This window comes from Xanthomonas sp. LF06-19, from assembly GCF_034105425.1.
Taxonomy (GTDB): domain Bacteria; phylum Pseudomonadota; class Gammaproteobacteria; order Xanthomonadales; family Xanthomonadaceae; genus Xanthomonas_A; species Xanthomonas_A sontii.
Window position 1 is genome coordinate 256,161 of record NZ_JAXGGH010000005.1, and the last position, 17,724, is coordinate 273,884.

Sequence of the window (17,724 nt, forward strand, 5' to 3'; positions counted from 1 at the left end):
TCGCTGCCAGGCGGCAGGCGGCGGTCTTGCGTCGGAAGCGGGCAGCAGTGGCGCGCGTTCCGATCGCACCAGCGCCTGGCACGCGCCGCCAATCAGTGCGGGCGTGGCGCGGTCGGGCCGTCGTCGCGGTCGTCGTGGTCGCTGCTGGCCAGGTCGGCCACCAGCGAGGTCGGTGTTTCCTCTTCCGCGGGCGGCGTGGGTGCCGGCGGCGGCGCCACCAGCAACAGTTCGGCCAGGCCGCGGTAGATCGGCGTGCGGCAGACCAGCGCCGAAGCGCCGCGGGCGATCAGCACCGTCGCCAGGATCGGCAGCAGCATGTCGCTGCTGTCGGTGAGTTCCAGCGAGATCACCGCCGAGGTCAGCGGCGCCTGGGTTACGCCGGTGAGATAGGCGCACATGCCCAGCAGCACGAAGATGCGTGGGTCCACGCCCGGCATCAGGACGGCCAGGTTGTGGCCGAGCCCGGCGCCGACCGCCAGGGCCGGCGAGAACAGGCCGCCGGGGATGCCGGCCACGTAGGACACCAGGTTCGCCAGCAGTTTCATCAGGCCGAATTCGTGGCCGACGCTGGCGTGCCCCTGCACCAGGCTGCGCGCCTGCTCGTAGCCGGTGCCGAACGCGCCGGCGCCGAAGATCAGGCCCAGCAGCACCAGCGCCAGACCGCACAGTGCGGCCAGCAGCACCGGCTGGCGCCGGCGCAGCTCGCCCAGCCAGCGCGGCTTGCCGGCGACGGTGAGCAGCACCATGCGCGCGAAGGCGCCGCCGAGCAGGCCGGCGACCACGCCGCACAGCAGGATCGCCAGCCACGCCTTGCCCAGCGGCAGGCCGGCGGTGGCGACCCGGCCGAAGTAGGTGTAGTCGCCGAGCAGGCCCAGCGAAATCACGCCGCCGACGATCACCGCGGTCAGCAAGGTGCCGGAGAAGTGGTGCTCGAAGCGTCCGCTCAGTTCCTCGATGGCGAACACCACGCCGGCCAGCGGTGTGTTGAACGCCGCGGCGATGCCGGCGGCGCCGCCGGCCAGCAGGAAATGGCTGGCCTGGCGCGCATCGCGAAAGCCGAACCAGCGCCCGAACACGTACATCAGGCTGGCGCCGACGTGCACGGTGGGGCCTTCGCGGCCGATTGAGGCGCCGCCGAACAGGGCCATGGTGGTCAGCATCAGCTTGCCCGCGGACACGCGCAGCGACAGGTTGGCCTGGCGGAAACCGTCGTCGGGACGTTCCAGCGCGGCGATCACCTGCGGGATGCCGCTGCCGCGGGTGGGGCGCAACGCGCCGTTGGTCAGCCAGGCCAGCAGGGCGAACACGCTCGGGGTCAGCAGCAGCGCCCACCACGGCGAATGCGCGGTGATGCGCTGGAACACGTGGAAGGCGGCGTCGCTGGCCTTGGCGAAGACGATGGAGACCAGGGCCACCGCCACCGCGCCGCCCCACAGCACGGCGCGCTGCTTCCAGCTCTCCTGCGAGATCAGCGGGCGCAGACGATGGCGCAGGCGCGGCGGTTGCGCGGAGTCGGGCGAATGCATGCCGCCATTGTCGCACGCGTTGCCATGGGCGGGCGTCGCCGCGCCGCGACCGTTGTCGTGGCGCTCAGGGCGTGTCACCCATTCCTGAGCATGCCGCGCGCCTGCCAGACCCAACCCGAAGGGCCGCGTCATCGCACGGGCGTGGACGCTTGCCACAGGCGCGCGCAATCGTGGCGCGGCATGCTCGGGGAGTGGTGGCCCGCCTTAGCGCAGCGCCGGCAGCAGCGCCTGCGGATCGCCGTCGTTGGGGGCGGCGGGAATGCCGAGCAGGCGGGTCAGCAGCGGGTAGACGTCGACGTTGTCGATCGGCGCCAGGGTGACGCCCTGGCGGAACGCCGGGCCGCGGGCGACGAACACCGCGCGCATCGACGGCAGTGCCGGGTCGTAGCCGTGGGAGCCGCGCAGGCTGCGCGGCTTCTCGGCGATGCGCGCACGCGGCAGCGCATCCCAGCCCTCGTGCATCTGGCACACGATCGGCGGGATGCGCGGATTGCTGCCGTAGTGCCAGCGCGCCGGCAGTTCGCCCTTGCGCCAGCAGTCGTACTGCGGATGCGCGCCGAGCAGGCGCGCCTCGGCCGCGACTTCCTGGCCCGGGCGCGGAACGATGCCCACCGATTGCCCGTAGCTGATCACCGTGACCTGTTGCGGCGGGACCATCTCCTCGACCGCCAGCACCTGCTTGGGCGGCACCGCGGCCATGCCGTGGTCGGAGACCAGCACCAGGTTGATCCGGTCCAGTTCGCCTCGCTGCGCCAGGCCGTCGAGCAGATGTCCGATCGCCGCATCGATCCTGGCGACGGCCTGCGCGTATTCCCGCGACTCCGGGCCATGCTCGTGGCCGGCTTCGTCCACCTGTTCGAAGTACAGGGTCAGCAGCTGCGGACGCGGCGCGCTGGGATCGTCGAGCCAGCCCAGCACCTGGTCGACCCGCGCGTTCGGCGGCATGTCCGCGTCGAAGGCCTGGCGGCGGCTGGGGCGCACGCCCTGGATGGCCGCCTCGCTGCCCGGCCAGGCCCACGTCGCCGCGTGCAGGCCGGCCTTCTCGACGCCGACCCAGATCGGCTCGCCGCCCCACCAGCGGCCATCGCTGACTGCGGCGCGATCGCTGAGCTGGAACGTGCCCAGCAGCGGGTCCTGCATGCTGTTGTGGACGATGCCGTGATGGTCCGGGCGCAGGCCGGTGGCGATGGTGTAGTGGTTGGGGAAGGTCAGCGACGGATAGGAGGGCGTCATCCACTGCGCGCGCACGCCGTCGTGGACCATGCGGCTCAGGTTCGGGGTGATGCCGCGATCGAGCATGTCCGCGCGCAGGCCGTCGATCGAGATCAGCAACACCGGCGTGGGCAGCCTCGCCGGTGCGGCGGCGCTGGGTGCGGCGGCCGCGGCGGCCGCGTGCGGCGACGTGGAGGGGGCGGAGGCGCAGGCACCGAGCAGCAGGGTGGCGCAGACGAGCGTGGAACGCAGGACGGAGGACATCATCGCGGCATGATAAGGCGCGGACGGTGACGTGGCGAAGACAGCGCCTGCGGCGCGCGTGCATCGGTATCCGGGGCGCGCGATGCCGCAGCGCTCGCGGCGCCGCCGCCGCAGGCTGCGACGCTCAGCCGAACAGCGGGGCCATGGTGCCGGCGGCCGCGTCGCCGCCATCGCGTCGCTCCAGCGCCAGCAGCGCGGCCTTGGTCGGCAGGCCGCCACCGAAGCCGGTGAGCGCGCCGTTGGCGCCGATCACCCGGTGGCAGGGCAGCACGATCGGCAACGGGTTGCGGCCATTGGCGGCGCCGACCGCGCGCACCGCACGCGGCTGGCCCACATGCTGCGCCAGTTGCGCGTAGCTCCAGGTCGCGCCGAACGGGATCTCGGCCAGCGCCAGCCACACCCGCCGCTGGAAGTCGGTGCCGTGCGGCGCCAGCGGTAGGTCGAAGTGCTCGCGCTCGCCGGCGAAGTAGGCCAGCAACTGCTCGCGCGCGGCACGCACCGGGGCCGGATCGTGCACCCAGTCGGCACGGCCGCGGGCGTCGTAGCGGTTCTCGGGGAACAGGATGTGACGCACGCCATCGCTGCCGACAGCGACGGTGAGCATGCCGATCGGGGTGTCGAAACGGTCGTAGGACAGCGGGGACGCGGTCATGCGCGGGTCTCCTCGGGAGGGTCGTTGGCCAGGTGCCACAGGTGCAGCACCGCGTAGGCGCGCCAGGGACGCCAGGCCTGCCCGCGTGCCTCGGTGGCGCGTTCGCTCAGGCGTGCGCCGTCCTCGCCGAGCATGCGCTGCAGGACCAGGTCGCCGGCGGGGAAGGCGTCGGGCTGGCCGAGCGCGCGCAGGGCGATGTACTGCGCGGTCCAGGCGCCGATGCCGGGCAAGGTGATGGCGTGGGCGACGAAGTCGTCCAGGCGCTGGCCGGCACGGAACGACAGACGGCCGTCCAGCACCGCCTGCGCCAGCGCACGGATCGTCGCCGCACGCGAGCGCGGCAGGCCGATGGCTTCCAGCGGCGCGTCGCGCAGCGCCTGCGGGGTCGGGAAGGCGCGGTCCAGCCCCGGCGGCTGGCCGGGCCGCGCGGCGCCGTGCCGATTGACCAGGCGCGCGGCCAGGGTCGCTGCGCCGGCCACGCTGACCTGCTGGCCGAGCACCGCGCGCACCGCCACTTCGAAGCCGTCCCAGCCGCCCGGCACGCGCAGCCCGGGGCGCCGCGCGATGGCACGCGCCAGCAGCGGATCGTCGCCGAGCGTGGCGTGCACCGCGCGCAGGTCGGCATCCAGGTCGAACACGCGGCGCACCCGGCGCACGATGTCGGGAATGGCGCGCGGATCGGCCGCGGCGATGTGCAGGCGCAGTTCGTGGCGCTGCGGATCGGCCTCGACACGGATGCGGGTGGAGGCCTCGCAGAGGCCGAGCACGCGCTCGTAGCTGGCCTCGCCGATGCGCTCGATGCCGGGGATCGCGCGCTTGCGCAGGAACGCCAGCATCGCCGGGAAGTCCAGTGGCGGCCGGTAGCCCAGGCGCAGCACCAAATCGCCACCGGGGCTGTCGGTGCGCTGCTTGCGGATCGCCGAGGGTGGCATGCCGCAGCCGTCGAGGAAGGCGGCATTGAAGCGGCGCAGGCTGTTGAAGCCGGCCGCCAGCGCCACCTGGGTGATCGGCAAGGCGGTTTCGGTGAGCAGTTGCTTGGCCAGCAACAGGCGCCGGGTCGCGTGCACCGCTGCCGGGGTGGCGCCGAGCTGGGCCACGAACAGGCGCTGCAGCTGGCGCGCGCTGATGCCCAGTTCGGCCGCCAGCGCGGCGACGCTGGCGTCCTGCAGCGCGCCCTCGGCGATCAGCGCCAGTGCGCGCCGCACCACTTCTTCGCCCAGGTGCTGCTGCGCCTCCGGCGAGAGTTCGGGGCGGCAGCGCAGGCACGGCCGGTAGCCGGCTGCCGCGGCCGCGGCGGCGCTGGGGTAGTAGCGCACGTTGCTGCGCTTGGGCGGCGGCGCCGGGCACACCGGCCGGCAGTAGATGCCGGTGCTGCGCACGGCGGTGAAGAACACGCCGTCGAAGCGCGCGTCGCGGGACTGGCGGGCGCGGTCGTAGAGGGCGTGATCGGTGGCGGCGAGGGCAGGCATGGCGCCAGTCTAGTCGGCCCCGGCGCAGCGCACTGGCCGTTTTCGGACAGCAATGCCGCGGCTGTCGCGTGGCCGCGGTGCCCGCGGTTTAGGCGCAGTTGGGGAGGTTCCGCGCGGCGGCACTAGACTAGGTCCACAGGCGCCTGGCGCCTGTCTTTTTCGTCTCGTCCGTGGATCCTCCGTTTGGCCGCTCCGTTCAGACTCTGCTGGTTGTCGCTGTGTTGCCTGGGCCTGTTGGCCTGCGGGCAGCAGCCGGCGTCGGCACCGCGGACCGTCGCCGACAGCCCCTCCGCCGATGGCGAGCACATGGTCTCGATCGGTGCGCCGCCGGCACCGCCGCCGCATGCGGTCGCGCCCAAGCGCGACCCGCAGGCCTGGGACGAGGCCACCCTGGAGAATGGCGAGGCCTTCATCAGCTGCGACACCGACTATGCCGCCGACGCCGGCGATGGCCAGCCGCTGGCCGGGCTGGACCGGCCAGCCGTGGAGGCGGCGCTGGCGCCGTGCCGCGAGCGTGGGCTGATGCGGGTGCGCTATGTCGGCAAGATCAACGCCGGCTTCGCCGAGATGGTGCGGCGCCTGGCCGAGGTGGCCAGGCAGACCGGCATCGGCAAGCGCGTGCTCGACCTCGATTCCAGCGGCGGCCAGGTCGAGGCGGCGATCCGCGCCGGCGATGCGATCGGCGAATCCGGCTGGACCGTGTGGGTGCGCGAAGGTTCGGTCTGCCACAGCGCCTGCGTGTTCGTGCTGGCCGCCGGCGACAACCGGCTGATCTCCGGCAAGGTCGGCATCCACCGGATGATGCGGATCAGCTCCACTGCGACCTCGCGCGCCGAGCTCAATCGCGAGCTGCAGGAGGTCTATGGCAACGTCAAGGACTACCTGGAGCGCAACGGCGTGGCGGTGGCGGTGGCCGACCTGATGATGACCGTGCCCAACCGCAGCCTGCGCCTGCTCAGCAGCGACGAGCTCAAGCAGTACGGGCTCGACGGCACTAACGCGGTGCAGGACGATCTGGAACGGATCAAGCAGTTGCGCAAGTGCGGCGACGATTTCGTGCGGCGCAAGGATGCGTTCCTGGTCGCCTTCGACCAGGAGTGCAAGACCAAAAAAGACGTGGACCTTGAGAGCCTGACCGCCTGCGGCCAGGCGCTGAAGCAGCGCTTCGGGTTCCCGGACCAGGCCTGTCCGGCGGAAAGCCCGCTCTCGGAGATCGACGTGGCGACCCTGCCGCTGGCCTCGCCCGGCGCCTGAACGGCCGCTGCGGCGTGTGCCGCCCATTCACGTGGCGGGCATGGACGCGGGGCTAGCGTCGCCGCATCCCATCCCGGAGCGCGCGCATGGCCGCCGGAACCCGCTTGATGCTGCGGCTGTACCTGCCCCCGGCGTTGTTGGCGTTGGGCGGTTTCGTGATCGCCGAAGTGCTGCTGCACCTCGCCAACGGCCTGCATGCGCCGTGGCTGGCGCGGACCGGCTCGCTGCTGAGCCTGTTCGGCCTGCTCGCGGCGACCGCGTGGGCACTGTGGGCGAGTTGGCGCGCCTGGCACCGCCAGCGCTATGCCGCCCCGGCCGCGGCCGCGGCCGCGGTAGTGGCGAGCGAGAATACGGTAGTGGCGACCGAGGAGACGCCATAGGGCCGCTGCGCTGGTCCGCACAGGCCGCGTAGACTGCGGCCTTGCCACCGCCGCTGCCGAGCGATGTCCTTGTCCATCTCCTTCGCGTTCCGCCTCACTCCCGTCCTGCTGGCCCTCGTCGCTGGCGTCGCTTCCGCGCAAAACGCGCCCCCGGCATCGTCCGCGCCCGCGCCGACGACTGCTCCGCCAGCGGCACCCGCCGCACCTGCTGCCGCTCCCGCGGCGGCACCGAAACCGGCGCCGCGCCATGCCGCCGCTGCCGCACCCGCACCCGGGCCGCTGGCCAAGCAGGATGCGCAGATGGCGCAGGCCGGCCTGCGCGCCGCGCAACTGGTCGATGCCGGACGCACCGGCGAGCTGTGGGACGGCGCCTCCGTTGTGGCGAAGAAGGCGGTGACGCGTGCGGTGTTCGTGCGCGAGATCGACGCCGCGCGTGCGCGGCTGGGCGCGCTGCTCGGCCGCGGCGTCGCCAGCGTGGCGCGGGTGCAGTACGCCGCCGGCTCGCAGGTGCCGCCGGGCACCTACGTCAACATCAGCTTCCCCAGCCGCTTCGCCAATGCGCCGCAGCCGGTGCGCGAGCTGGTGTCGTTGCGGCTGGACGAGGACAAGACCTGGCGCCTGGTCGGTTATCACGTGGCCATGCCCGATTGAGCGGCATGCTGCGCGCCGTCTTCCTTTCCTCCGAGGCTCCGATGCCCATCGAAATCCGCATGCTGGCCTGGGCGATCCTGCTCGGGATCGCGCAACTGCTGCTCGCCTCCGCCTTCGTCACCGCGCAGCGCGGGCTGAAGTGGAACGCCGGCGCGCGCGATGCGCCGCAACCGCCGCCGGCCGGCGTGGCCGGGCGCCTGGACCGCGCGCTGCGCAACTTCCTGGAAACCTTCCCGTTCTTCGCCGCCGCGGCGGTGGCGGTGGCGGCGCTGGGCAAGGGCGATGCGCACACCGCGCTGTCGGCGCAGATTTACCTGTGGGCGCGGGTGGCGTACGTGCCGCTGTACGCGGCGGGCGTGCCGTACGTGCGCAGCCTGGTGTGGGTGGTGTCGCTGTGGGCGATCCTGCAACTGGTGTGGGCGCTGTTCTGAGCCCCGCGGGCTGCGACCGATCGTCGCAGCGCTGATCCAGATCAAGGACGCGGTGCGCGGCGGTCGTATCCTGGCCGGGTCCGATCACGGAGTCGCCGCATGCAAGTGGATATCGCCATCGTCGGGGCCGGCCCTGCCGGCCTGTGCTTCGCCCGCTCGCTGGCCGGCAGCGGCCTGTCGCTGGCGCTGATCGAGCCGCAGCCGCGCGCGGCGCTGGCCGAGGCCGCCTTCGACGGCCGCGAAATCGCCCTGACCCATGCCTCGCGAGCATTGCTGGATCAGTTGGACCTGTGGCCGCGGATCGACCCGCAGGCGATCGCGCCGCTGCGCGATGCGCGGGTGATGAACGGTTCCTCGCCGTTCGCACTGACCTTCGCGGCGGGCGAGGGCGGCCGTGGCGATCTCGGCTGGCTGGTGCCCAATCATCTGATCCGCCGCGCCGCGTTCGCCGCGGTGCAGGACCAGCCCGGTCTGACCTTGCTCGATGGTGTCTCGGTGCAGGCATTGCGCCGCGACGCGCGCCAGGCGCAGGTGCAGCTCTCCGACGGGCGCAGCGTGGCGGCGCGGCTGGTGGTGGCGGCCGACAGCCGTTTTTCCAGCACGCGGCGCATGAGCGGGATCGGCGCGCAGTTGCGCGATTTCGGCCGAACCATGCTGGTGTGTCGGGTGCGCCACGAGCGCCCGCACCATCAGACCGCCTGGGAGTGGTTCGGTTACGGCCGCACCATGGCGCTGCTGCCGCTGCACGGCAACGAGGCCTCGGCAGTGCTGACCCTGCCGCCGGAACGCGCGCAGGCGCTGCTGCAGATGGACGAGGCGGCGTTGGGGGCGGAGATCAGTAGCTGCTTCGAGCATCGCCTGGGCGCGATGACGCCACTGGTGCGGCCGCAGGCGTATCCGTTGGTGGCCGTCTATGCGCAGCGCTTCGTCGCCGAGCGCTATGCCTTGATCGGCGACGCCGCGGTGGGCATGCATCCGGTGACCGCGCATGGGTTCAACTTCGGCCTGCAGAGCCAGGCGCGGCTGGCGCGTGCGCTGCACGACGCGGTCGCGCGCGGCGGCGACATCGCCGCGCCGGCCTTGCTCGCCGGCTACCAGCGCGGGCACCGCCTGGCCACGCGGCCGCTGTACGAAGCGACCAACGCGATTGCCGCGCTGTACACCGACGATCGCCTGCCGGCGCGCGCCCTGCGCAGCGCCGCGCTGCGCGTGGCCGACCGGGTCGCGCCGTTCAAGCGTGCCATCGCGGCGCACCTGACCCAGCGCGTGGCGGCCATGGCGCGCTGAGGCGGCGGTCGTGCCGATGCATGCGTGCGTGTCTATCGGTGCTCGGCGCGGCTTGCTTTCAATTCCGAATCCCGAATCCCGAATCCCGAATCCCGATCTCAGCGGCGGCTAGCTGGCGTCGGCGTGCCGCTGTTCCGCACCGGCGACCAGCGCGTCGAGGGCGCTCTGCAGGTCGCCGCTGCGCTGCGCCGCTTCGATCGGCGCGATGGCCCAGGCGCAGCCGGCGTGGCGCAGGTGCTGGCGCCAGTCGCCGGTCCAGCCCTCCAGTTCGTCCAGCGCCAGGGAGATGGAACCGCCGCGCTCCGCGTGGCCGCCGCGGATGGACTGGCCCAGGCGGAATGGCTGCGCTGCGTCGGGGTCGAGCTGCGCGATGTACACGTCGTGGTGCGGATCTTCCGCAGACGGCGCGATGTTGCGGATGCCCAGCGTGATCAGCATCGTGCGGGGATCCGCGCTGTCCGGCGCCACCGGCCGGCGAGTGGCAGGCCAGGGGCGCCGATGGTGGTCATGCCTTGCCGAGCACCTGCACCTGCACGTCGCCCAGCTGTACCACCTGGCCCGCGCGCACCTTGCAGGCCTTGCGCAGTTCGACCTCGCCATCCACGCGCACCTGGCCTTCGCTGATCACGGCCTTGGCGGCGCCGCCGCTGTCGCACAGGCCGGTCAGTTTCAACAGGTGCTTGAGTTCCACGTAGTCGCTTTCTAGCTGGAGATCGATGGTCTGCATTGGGGCTTGCTCGGAAATCGGCGCCCATTGTCGGTCATTCGCGGGCAAAACGCCCGCCATGTCGGCGGCTGGGGGCTGTCGCCGCTGCCGCAGCCCGCGGCGCCGCGCCTGCTGGAGGCGGCCGCGGTGGCCGGCGTCCGGCAGTGCGGAGAGGGTCACGCCTGAACGGTGTCGTTCACCTGCTTTCGACATGCGGCCCGGCAGGGCGCACAATAGGGGCTTCTTTGCGCCTGCCGGTTCTCTGCGGCGCCCCCGGAGTCTCCCATGTCCCAAGATACCCCCGCGCCGCTGCTGTTCGCAGATCTCGGCCTCTCCCCTGCTGTGATGAAGGCGGTCGCCGACGTCGGCTACGAGTCGCCGTCGCCGATCCAGGCCGCCACCATCCCGGCGCTGCTGACCGGCCGCGACCTGCTCGGCCAGGCGCAGACCGGCACCGGCAAGACCGCCGCGTTCGCGCTGCCGATCCTGTCGCGGCTGGATTTCGCTCAGCGCAAGCCGCAGGCGCTGGTGCTGGCGCCCACGCGCGAACTGGCGATCCAGGTGGCCGAGGCGTTCCACCGCTACGCCGCGGCGATCCCCGGCTTCCAGGTGCTGCCGGTGTACGGCGGCCAGCCCTACGTGCAGCAGCTGTCGGCGCTCAAGCGCGGCGTGCACGTGGTGGTGGGCACCCCGGGGCGGGTGATCGATCACCTGGACCGCGGCACCCTGGACCTGTCCGAGCTGAAGACGCTGGTGCTCGACGAAGCCGACGAGATGCTGCGCATGGGCTTCATCGACGACGTCGAGGCGGTGCTGAAGAAGCTGCCGGAATCGCGCCAGGTGGCGCTGTTCTCGGCGACCATGCCGCCGGCGATCAAGCGCATCGCGCAGACCTATCTGAACGACCCGGCCGAGGTGATCATCGCCTCCAAGACCACCACCTCGGCCAACATCCGCCAGCGCTACTGGGCGGTGAGCGGGCTGCACAAGCTCGACGCGCTGACCCGGATCCTGGAGGTCGAACCGTTCGACGCGATGATCATCTTCGCCCGCACCAAGGCCGGCACTGACGAGCTGGCGCAGAAGCTGCAGGCGCGCGGCCTGGCCGCGGCGGCGATCAACGGCGACATCCAGCAGGCGCAGCGCGAGCGGGTGATCCAGCAGCTCAAGGATGGCAAGCTCGACGTCCTGGTCGCCACCGACGTGGCCGCGCGCGGCCTGGACGTGGAGCGGATCAGCCACGTGCTGAACTACGACATCCCCTACGACACCGAAAGCTACGTGCACCGTATCGGCCGCACCGGCCGGGCCGGGCGCAGCGGCGAAGCGATCCTGTTCGTCAGCCCGCGCGAGCGCGGCATGCTGCGCGCGATCGAGCGCGCCACCCGCCAGCCGATCGAGGAAATGCAGCTGCCCAGCGTGGACGCGGTCAACGACCAGCGCGTGAGCCGCTTCATGGAGAAGATCAGCGAGACCATCGCCGCCGGCGGCATCGACATGTACCGCGACCTGCTGCAGAAGTTCGAGGCCGAGAAGAACGTGCCGATGGTGGAAGTGGCCGCGGCGCTGGCGCGCCTGCTGCAGGGCGAGACGCCGCTGCTGCTGGCCCCGGACCGTCCGCGTCCGCCGCAGGGCGAACGCTTCGAGCGCCGCGAGCGGCCCGAGCGGGGCGAGCGCCCGGAGCGTCCCCGGTTCGAGCCGAAGTTCGAGCGCGAGCCGCGTGCGCCGCGTCGCGACGACGGCGAGCGCCCGGCGCGTTCGGCCCCGGCCGCGCGTGGCGAGGATTTCGACTACCACCGCGACGTCGGCAGCTTCGAGGCGCCGCGCCGCGACAAGGCGCCGAAAGCGCCGCGCGGCGCGCCGGAAGTGGGCATGGAGACCTACCGCATCGAGGTCGGTCACCAGCATGGGGTCAAGCCGGCCAACATCGTCGGCGCGATCGCCAACGAGGCCGGGCTGGAGAGCAAGTACATCGGCCGCATCGACATCCACGACGACCATTCGGTGCTGGACCTGCCGGCGGACATGCCGCGCGAGCTGCTGACGCACCTGAAGAAGGTCTGGGTGTCCGGCCAGCAACTGCAGATGCGCAAGCTCGAGGGCGACGATGCCGGCGGCGCGCCGTTCAAGCCGAAGTTCGCCCGTACCGGCAAGCCCGGCGGCAAGCCCAACGCCGCCGGCCCGCGCCCGGCCGGCCGCTTCGCCGCCGACCGGCCGCCGCGCAAGGGGCCGCCGAAGCGCTGAGAGGCCGGGAATAGGGAGTAGGGAATCGGGAATGGGGGCGTCCCCGCTGCCGCTCCCTGCCGTCGTTCCCGACGTTAGCCATGGCCCAGCCGGCAGCAGCCCGCTGTTGCCATTCCCCATTCCCAACTCCCCATTCCCAGCTCCCAGCCCATGTCCGTCCGCCTCAACAAGCACATCGCCGAGACCGGTTTTTGCTCGCGCCGGGAGGCCGATCGGCTGATCGCCGCGCGCCGGGTCACCGTCAACGGCCAGCCGGGTGGGGTCGGTTCGGTGGTGGGCGAGGGCGACGAGGTCAAGGTCGACGGGCAGCCGCTGCGCGCGCGCGCCAAGACCAAGAGCGGGCGCCGCCACGTCTACATCGCGCTGAACAAGCCGGTCGGGGTGACCTGCACCACCGAGAGCGCGGTCAAGGGCAATATCGTCGACTTCGTCGGCCACGAGCAGCGCATCTTCCCGATCGGGCGCCTGGACAAGGAGTCCGAGGGGCTGATCCTGATGACCAGCAACGGCGACATCGTCAACGAGATCCTGCGCGCGGAGAACCGCCATCAGAAGGAATACTTGGTGGCGGTGAACAAGCCGGTCACCGACGAATTCCTGCGCGGCATGGCGCGCGGCGTGCGCGTGCACGACCAGATGACCCTGCCGTGCCGCACCGCGCGGATCGCCAAGTTCGGCTTCCGCATCGTGCTGGAGCAGGGGCTCAACCGGCAGATCCGCTTGATGGCCGCGGCGTTCGACTACCGGGTCACCCAGTTGCGCCGCGTGCGCATCGACAACATCAAGCTCGGCGCGCTGAAGCCGGGCCAGTGGCGCAATCTCACCGAACAGGAACTGCGCGGCCTGCTGCCGCAGCGCCAGGAGTGGTAACCACGTCGCAGTGTCGGCGGTCGGCTGCCGCCGCGCGGCCCAACCGTACAGGCGGCGCGCCCGCCAGGGCTGGCGTCCGTCGCGGATTTGGCCATACTGCGCAATGCGAACCGAACCATCGCCGCCGCCGGGTATTCCGTGATCAAGCCCCGCAAGCCCGACAACGAAGCCGCACGCCTGCAGGCGTTGCACGCATTGCAGATCCTGGACACCGAACCGGAAGCGTCCTACGACGATCTGGTCGGCATCGCCGCCAAGCTGTGCGACACGCCCTCGGCGCTGATCTCGCTGGTCGACGACGAGCGCCAGTGGCTGAAGGCGCAGCGCAACGTCTGCCTGTTGAGCACCGCACGCGACGAGTCGTTCTGCGGCCACACCATCCTGACCCCGGAGCAGGTCATGGTGGTCGCCGACGCCACCGCCGATGCGCGCTTCCAGCACAATCCGCTGGTCACCGAGGGCGGGGTGCGCTTCTACGCTGGCGCGCCGCTGCTGACCCGCGAGGGCCTGCCGGTCGGCACGGTGTGCGTGCTCGACAACCGTCCGCGCACCCTGCAGCCGGAACAACTGGCGGCGCTGCAGGCGCTGTCGCGGCAGGTGATGCAGCTGATCGAACTGCGCCGCAGCAGCCATGCGCTGGCGCTGCAGTTGCGCGAACGCGCCTGGTACGAGCAACAGCTGCTGCAATACCAGGAATCGCTGGAATCGCTCAACGCCGAACTGCTGGAACAGGCGCGCACCGATCCGCTGACCGGCCTGCTCAACCGCCGCGCCTTCGCCACCGCGTTGATGATCCATGCCGAGGCGGCGCAGCCGGGTTCGGCGCCGCTCAGCGTGGCGATCCTGGATCTGGACTACTTCAAGAGCGTCAACGACCTGCATGGTCACGACAAGGGCGATGAGGCGCTGCTGGCGCTGGCCGACATGCTGCGCGCGCGCCTGCCGCCCGAGAGCGTCGTGGCGCGCTACGGCGGCGGCGAGTTCGCGCTGTTGCTGCCGGGGATGGACGCGGCGCAGGCCATGCGCGCCTGCGAGCGCCTGCGCCAGGACACCAGTCTGCTGCAGCTCGGCGTGCCGCTCACCGCCAGCATCGGCGTGGCCACGCTGCAGGGTCGCGAAAGCGCCGAGGACCTGCTCAAGCGCGCCGACCAGGGCCTGTACCAGGCCAAGCGTGCCGGCCGCGACTGCGTGTCGCTGGCGGCGTAGGTACGCCACGTCATTCCGGGACGATCCTCAGGTTCCTCCTTGTTCTACGGGAAAAATTCCCCCGCAGGGGTAGGCGCGTCGCCTCGCGAACGCAGACGACGCAGACGCTTTCGCGCCGTACCCTCACCCCAACCCCTCTCCCGGGGGGAGAGGGGCTAGTTCCCGAGCATGCTGCGCCCTTCGCGTTGGCCTGCGGTGATGCCGCAACTGCGCGGAGCGGGGCCAATCCCGACTCCCCAATCCCCAATCCCCAATCCCGAAGTGAGCGCCCCCGTGCTCACTCCACCACGTTCTTCGCCTCGCAGGTGGCCAGCAGCTCCGGGTGCTGCACCGGACGCGTGCGGGTCAGCAGCGGATGCAGGAACACCGCGCCCAGGATCACCGCCACGCCGAGGTAGAACAGCCCGGTGAGCTGGCGCTGCTCGTCCAGCAGCACGATCGCGAACACGATCGCGTAGACCGGTTCCAGGTTGGTGACCAGTTGCACCGCGTAGGCGCTGAGCCGGCGCAATGCGACCAGGGCCAGGGCGAACGGCAGCAGCGTGCACAGCAGCGCCAGCGCCAGCAGCAGCGCGGTGTCGTGCAGGCTGGGCAGCACCAGCAAGGGCCCGCTCAACGCCGGCAGCACGAACGGCAGCAACGGCGCCAGCGCGGTCAGGGTCAGGGTGCCGGCGCCCAGTTCCAGCGCGGTCACGGTCAGCGGATCGGCATGGTCGACCAGGCGCTTGTTGAGCGAGCCGAAGGCCGCCACCAGCAGCGCCGACACCGCGCCGACGGCGACACCGGCGCGCATCCCGTGCGGTACCCCGCCGACCACCAGGGCCACGCCAGGCAGCACCGCCAGGCCGAAGGCCAGTTCGCTGGGGCGGAACGGCCGTTTCGCCACCCAGGGTTCGATCACCGCGGTGAACACCGGCGCCAGCGCGATGCAGGTCGCTGCGACCGAGGCGTTGGCCAGCTTGATCGCGCCGTAGAACGTGAGCCAGTGCAGGCCGACCAGGGCGCCGACGATGGCATAGCCCAGCGCCAGTTTCGGCGTCAGCGCCGCCAGTCCGCGCCACACCCGCGGCAGCAGCGCCAGCGCGGCCACCACCATCAGCATCCGCCACCACACCAGCGGCAGCGCGGGCAGGGTGATCAGCTTGCCGAGAATCGCGGTGATTCCCCACAGCAGGACGCAGAAATGGATTTGCAGCTGGGCTTTGGTGGTGGGGTGCATCGGCATCCGCGTATTGTCGCGCAAAGCGCGCCGCCACGGTCGCGGATCGCCACACGGGTCAGGCGTCTGGCACCGGCGGCGACGCGTTCCGCGCCATCCTGCGCGCATAGGCGGCGGTGAGCGGCGGCACCAGCAGCGCCGTCACCACCACCGAGGTCGCCACCAGTGCGGTCGCGGCCGGCGCGGTGGCCCGGAACTGCGGCGCCACCGCCGCCACCAGCGCGGGCGTGGCCACCGCCGCGCCGGCGGTGCTGGAGGCGGCGAGGCCGGCGCTGCCGTTGCCGCCGGCCAGCCAGCGATCGGCCAGCAGCAGCGGGATCCCGGTCGCCACCATCACCAGCAGGCCCAGCGCGACCCCGGCCATGCCGGCATGGGCGACCATGCGCAGGTCCAGGGTATTGCCCAGGGCGAAGGCGAAGAACGGGATCAGCGCCGGCACCGCACGCGCGAACAGGGCGCGCAGCGCCGGGTCCAGATTGCCGAGCGCGAAACCGGCCAGCAGCGGCAGCACCGCGCCGAGCAGCAGCCGCGGTTCGAAGTTGGCGACGCCGGCGGTGCCGAGGATCAGCATGGTCACCAGCGGGCCGGATTCCAGCGACATCAGCGCCATCGCCCCGGCCTCGCCGCGGCGGCCGTACTGCTGCATGAGCGCGGCGAACAGGCCGGCATTGGTCATGTCCATCGCCGCGACCAGTGCCAGCACCGACATGCCGCTCCAGATGCCGGAGACGATGCCGCCCGGCGGCAGCAGTCGCGCGGCGATCACCGCGGTCAGCCACGCCACCGCGATCTTGGTCAGCACCAGCACGCCGGAGGCGCGCAACACGCGGCCGCCGCTGCGCAGCCGGATCGAGGCGCCCAGGCAGAAGCACCACACCGCCAGGATCGGCACCAGCCCGCCGATCAGGCCTTCGGTGAAGGAGCCGAACCAGGCGCCGGCCTGCGGCCACACGGTGTGGCAGAGCGCGCCGAGCAGCAGCGGCGCCAGCATCATGGCGCCGGGAAGACGTTCGAGCGTGTGCTTGATCCGCATCGAGGGACTCCGCGTGTGCAGGCGCGGCCCGCGGCCGCGGCCCGGCGACGGCGCCGGACGGGCGGTGTTGTACCCCAGCGCGGCGACCGCCAGGTGTCGCCGCGTGCGCGCGCTCGGGGTCCGGTTCAGCCGTCTTGCGACCGCGGCGGCGACGGTCGCGCTTGCGCCGTGCCGGGCGTCGCGTACGCGTGGTCGAGCGCGTCACGCCTGTGCGGCGGACCCCAGCATCTTCAGCAGGGCCATCGCCGCGGCGGGATTACGCTCCTTGGCGGCGCTGATGAAGTAGACGAAGACCTCGCGCGGCGTGGTCTTGGCCACGGCCGTATCGGCGTGCGGCAGCGCCTGCGGATCCTCGCCGCGGCGCCAGGCTTGCGCGTGCGCGGCCCAGGCCTGCAGTTCCTTGGGCGGGTAGCCATGGGCGAGGTCGGCGCGACTGCGCATCAGCCGCGCATAGACGAAGTCGGCGCCCAGGTCGGCGAAGGAGGGGAACTCGGGCGAATCGGTGAACACCGTGGCCACGCCGTGCCGGCGCGTCAGGTGCAGCAGTTCCGGTCCGACGCAGGCCGGATCGCGCACTTCCAGCACGTGGCGCAGACGGCGTCCGTCGGTCCTGCGCGGCAGCAGGTCCAGGAACGCGGCCAGGTCGTCCAGGTCCAGGCGGTGGCCGTGCTCGAACTGCCACAGCAGCGGGCCGAGGCGGTCGCCGAGGCTGGCGATGCCGCCGACGAAATCCTCGATCTGCGTGCCGGCGCCGGCCAGCCGCCGCAATGCGGTGATGCGCTTGGGCGCCTTGGCCGAGAACAGGAAGCCCGGCGGCGTCTCGTCGCGCCAGCGCGCATAGGTCTCCGGCTTCTGCGCCCCGTAGTAGGTGCCGTTGATCTCGATGCTGGTGACGTGGCGGCTGGCGTATTCCAGCTCGCGGCGCTGCACCAGGCCCTGCGGATAGAACATGCCGCCGCGCCATGGTGCGTAGGTCCAGCCGCCGATGCCGATACGGATGCCGTCCGGCGCGGCCGGGGCGGAGTCGAAGAGGTCGTTCATGCGGGCGTGTCCGGCGGCAGGCGGGGAGCGATTGTGCCGCAGCGTGGCGTTGCGGGGTGTGGTCGTGGGAGCCGGCCACCTTGCGGGGTCGCTCGGTGCTGCGCGGCCGCCGCCTGTGCGGCAGGTCGAGGCCTGCGTGATCGCGTGCAGGCATATGCCTGGGGACGGGAGATGTTGCGGAACCGCACTGGCCGCCGCTCGCGAGGTGGACGTCGGCGGCGGTGTCAGCGCCCACCTGTAAGACATCAAGCCCCGCGCGGTGCCGCCGCCCGCCGTGGC

General features: G+C 71.9%; 17 protein-coding genes. 8 read left to right on the top strand and 9 right to left on the bottom strand.

Features of this window, described 5'->3' with window-relative positions:
• Window positions 1–92: 92 nt before the first annotated feature.
• The 4 genes from SLW55_RS12170 to SLW55_RS12185 form a co-directional block, all read right to left on the bottom strand.
• On the bottom strand, window positions 93–1,526 hold the full coding sequence (locus tag SLW55_RS12170) for a chloride channel protein (RefSeq protein ID WP_320745200.1): 1,434 nt from the start codon (window positions 1,524–1,526) through the stop codon (window positions 93–95).
• A 204-nt stretch (window positions 1,527–1,730) separates the two neighbouring features.
• Entirely contained in the window at window positions 1,731–3,002 is a 1,272-nt protein-coding gene (locus tag SLW55_RS12175) for an ectonucleotide pyrophosphatase/phosphodiesterase (RefSeq protein ID WP_320745223.1), read from the bottom strand.
• A gap of 124 nt (window positions 3,003–3,126) precedes the next feature.
• The gene (locus SLW55_RS12180) at window positions 3,127–3,654 is read right to left on the bottom strand and encodes a methylated-DNA--[protein]-cysteine S-methyltransferase (RefSeq protein WP_152238660.1); all 528 of its coding nucleotides are present in this window, start codon (window positions 3,652–3,654) and stop codon (window positions 3,127–3,129) included.
• Window positions 3,651–5,123, bottom strand: a complete 1,473-nt coding sequence (locus SLW55_RS12185; RefSeq protein WP_320745201.1) for an AlkA N-terminal domain-containing protein — start codon at window positions 5,121–5,123, stop codon at window positions 3,651–3,653. Before SLW55_RS12185 ends, SLW55_RS12180 begins: the two co-directional genes overlap by 4 nt.
• Window positions 5,124–5,348: 225 nt before the next feature.
• On the opposite strand from SLW55_RS12185, the gene SLW55_RS12190 reads away from it, so the two are divergent.
• The 5 genes from SLW55_RS12190 to ubiM all read left to right on the top strand — a co-directional run bounded on the left by SLW55_RS12190 (window position 5,349) and on the right by ubiM (window position 9,126).
• On the top strand, window positions 5,349–6,377 hold the full coding sequence (locus tag SLW55_RS12190) for a hypothetical protein (protein WP_225851644.1): 1,029 nt from the start codon (window positions 5,349–5,351) through the stop codon (window positions 6,375–6,377).
• Between the two features lie 86 nt (window positions 6,378–6,463).
• Window positions 6,464–6,757, top strand: a complete 294-nt coding sequence (locus tag SLW55_RS12195; RefSeq protein ID WP_320745202.1) for a hypothetical protein — start codon at window positions 6,464–6,466, stop codon at window positions 6,755–6,757.
• A 63-nt stretch (window positions 6,758–6,820) separates the two neighbouring features.
• Window positions 6,821–7,408 carry a DUF4019 domain-containing protein gene (locus SLW55_RS12200; protein ID WP_320745203.1) on the top strand — a complete coding sequence of 196 codons (588 nt, stop codon included), beginning with the start codon at window positions 6,821–6,823 and terminating at the stop codon, window positions 7,406–7,408.
• Window positions 7,409–7,449: 41 nt separating this feature from the next.
• Window positions 7,450–7,839, top strand: a complete 390-nt coding sequence (locus SLW55_RS12205) for an MAPEG family protein (RefSeq protein WP_026143987.1) — start codon at window positions 7,450–7,452, stop codon at window positions 7,837–7,839.
• Between the two features lie 99 nt (window positions 7,840–7,938).
• A complete protein-coding gene (ubiM, locus tag SLW55_RS12210; RefSeq protein ID WP_152238657.1) occupies window positions 7,939–9,126 on the top strand; it encodes a 5-demethoxyubiquinol-8 5-hydroxylase UbiM in 1,188 nt (395 codons plus the stop codon).
• Window positions 9,127–9,234: 108 nt separating this feature from the next.
• Here ubiM and SLW55_RS12215 read toward each other — a convergent pair whose 3' ends face one another.
• On the bottom strand, window positions 9,235–9,564 hold the full coding sequence (locus SLW55_RS12215) for a hypothetical protein (protein ID WP_043095855.1): 330 nt from the start codon (window positions 9,562–9,564) through the stop codon (window positions 9,235–9,237).
• Window positions 9,565–9,631: 67 nt separating this feature from the next.
• Window positions 9,632–9,853, bottom strand: a complete 222-nt coding sequence (locus tag SLW55_RS12220; protein ID WP_017909138.1) for an RNA-binding S4 domain-containing protein — start codon at window positions 9,851–9,853, stop codon at window positions 9,632–9,634.
• 264 nt (window positions 9,854–10,117) lie between these two features.
• Between SLW55_RS12220 and SLW55_RS12225 the strand changes: the two genes are divergently transcribed.
• The 3 genes from SLW55_RS12225 (at window position 10,118) to SLW55_RS12235 (ending at window position 14,152) form a co-directional block, all read left to right on the top strand.
• The gene (locus SLW55_RS12225) at window positions 10,118–12,076 is read left to right on the top strand and encodes a DEAD/DEAH box helicase (protein WP_295912958.1); all 1,959 of its coding nucleotides are present in this window, start codon (window positions 10,118–10,120) and stop codon (window positions 12,074–12,076) included.
• A 150-nt stretch (window positions 12,077–12,226) separates the two neighbouring features.
• Window positions 12,227–12,946 (top strand): pseudouridine synthase, encoded by a 720-nt coding sequence (locus tag SLW55_RS12230; RefSeq protein ID WP_043095651.1) that lies wholly within the window; start codon window positions 12,227–12,229, stop codon window positions 12,944–12,946.
• 138 nt (window positions 12,947–13,084) lie between these two features.
• Window positions 13,085–14,152: a sensor domain-containing diguanylate cyclase gene (locus SLW55_RS12235; protein WP_152180665.1), complete on the top strand. Its 1,068-nt coding sequence runs from the start codon at window positions 13,085–13,087 to the stop codon at window positions 14,150–14,152.
• A gap of 277 nt (window positions 14,153–14,429) precedes the next feature.
• Here the strand turns inward: SLW55_RS12235 and SLW55_RS12240 are convergent, their stop codons facing one another.
• The 3 genes from SLW55_RS12240 to SLW55_RS12250 form a co-directional block, all read right to left on the bottom strand.
• Complete coding sequence (locus SLW55_RS12240) at window positions 14,430–15,377, bottom strand: DMT family transporter (protein WP_148829689.1); 948 nt, start codon at window positions 15,375–15,377, stop codon at window positions 14,430–14,432.
• A 52-nt stretch (window positions 15,378–15,429) separates the two neighbouring features.
• Complete coding sequence (locus SLW55_RS12245; protein WP_320745204.1) at window positions 15,430–16,404, bottom strand: 2-keto-3-deoxygluconate permease; 975 nt, start codon at window positions 16,402–16,404, stop codon at window positions 15,430–15,432.
• 201 nt (window positions 16,405–16,605) lie between these two features.
• Window positions 16,606–17,445: a DUF72 domain-containing protein gene (locus SLW55_RS12250; RefSeq protein WP_267093886.1), complete on the bottom strand. Its 840-nt coding sequence runs from the start codon at window positions 17,443–17,445 to the stop codon at window positions 16,606–16,608.
• Window positions 17,446–17,724 lie beyond the last annotated feature (279 nt).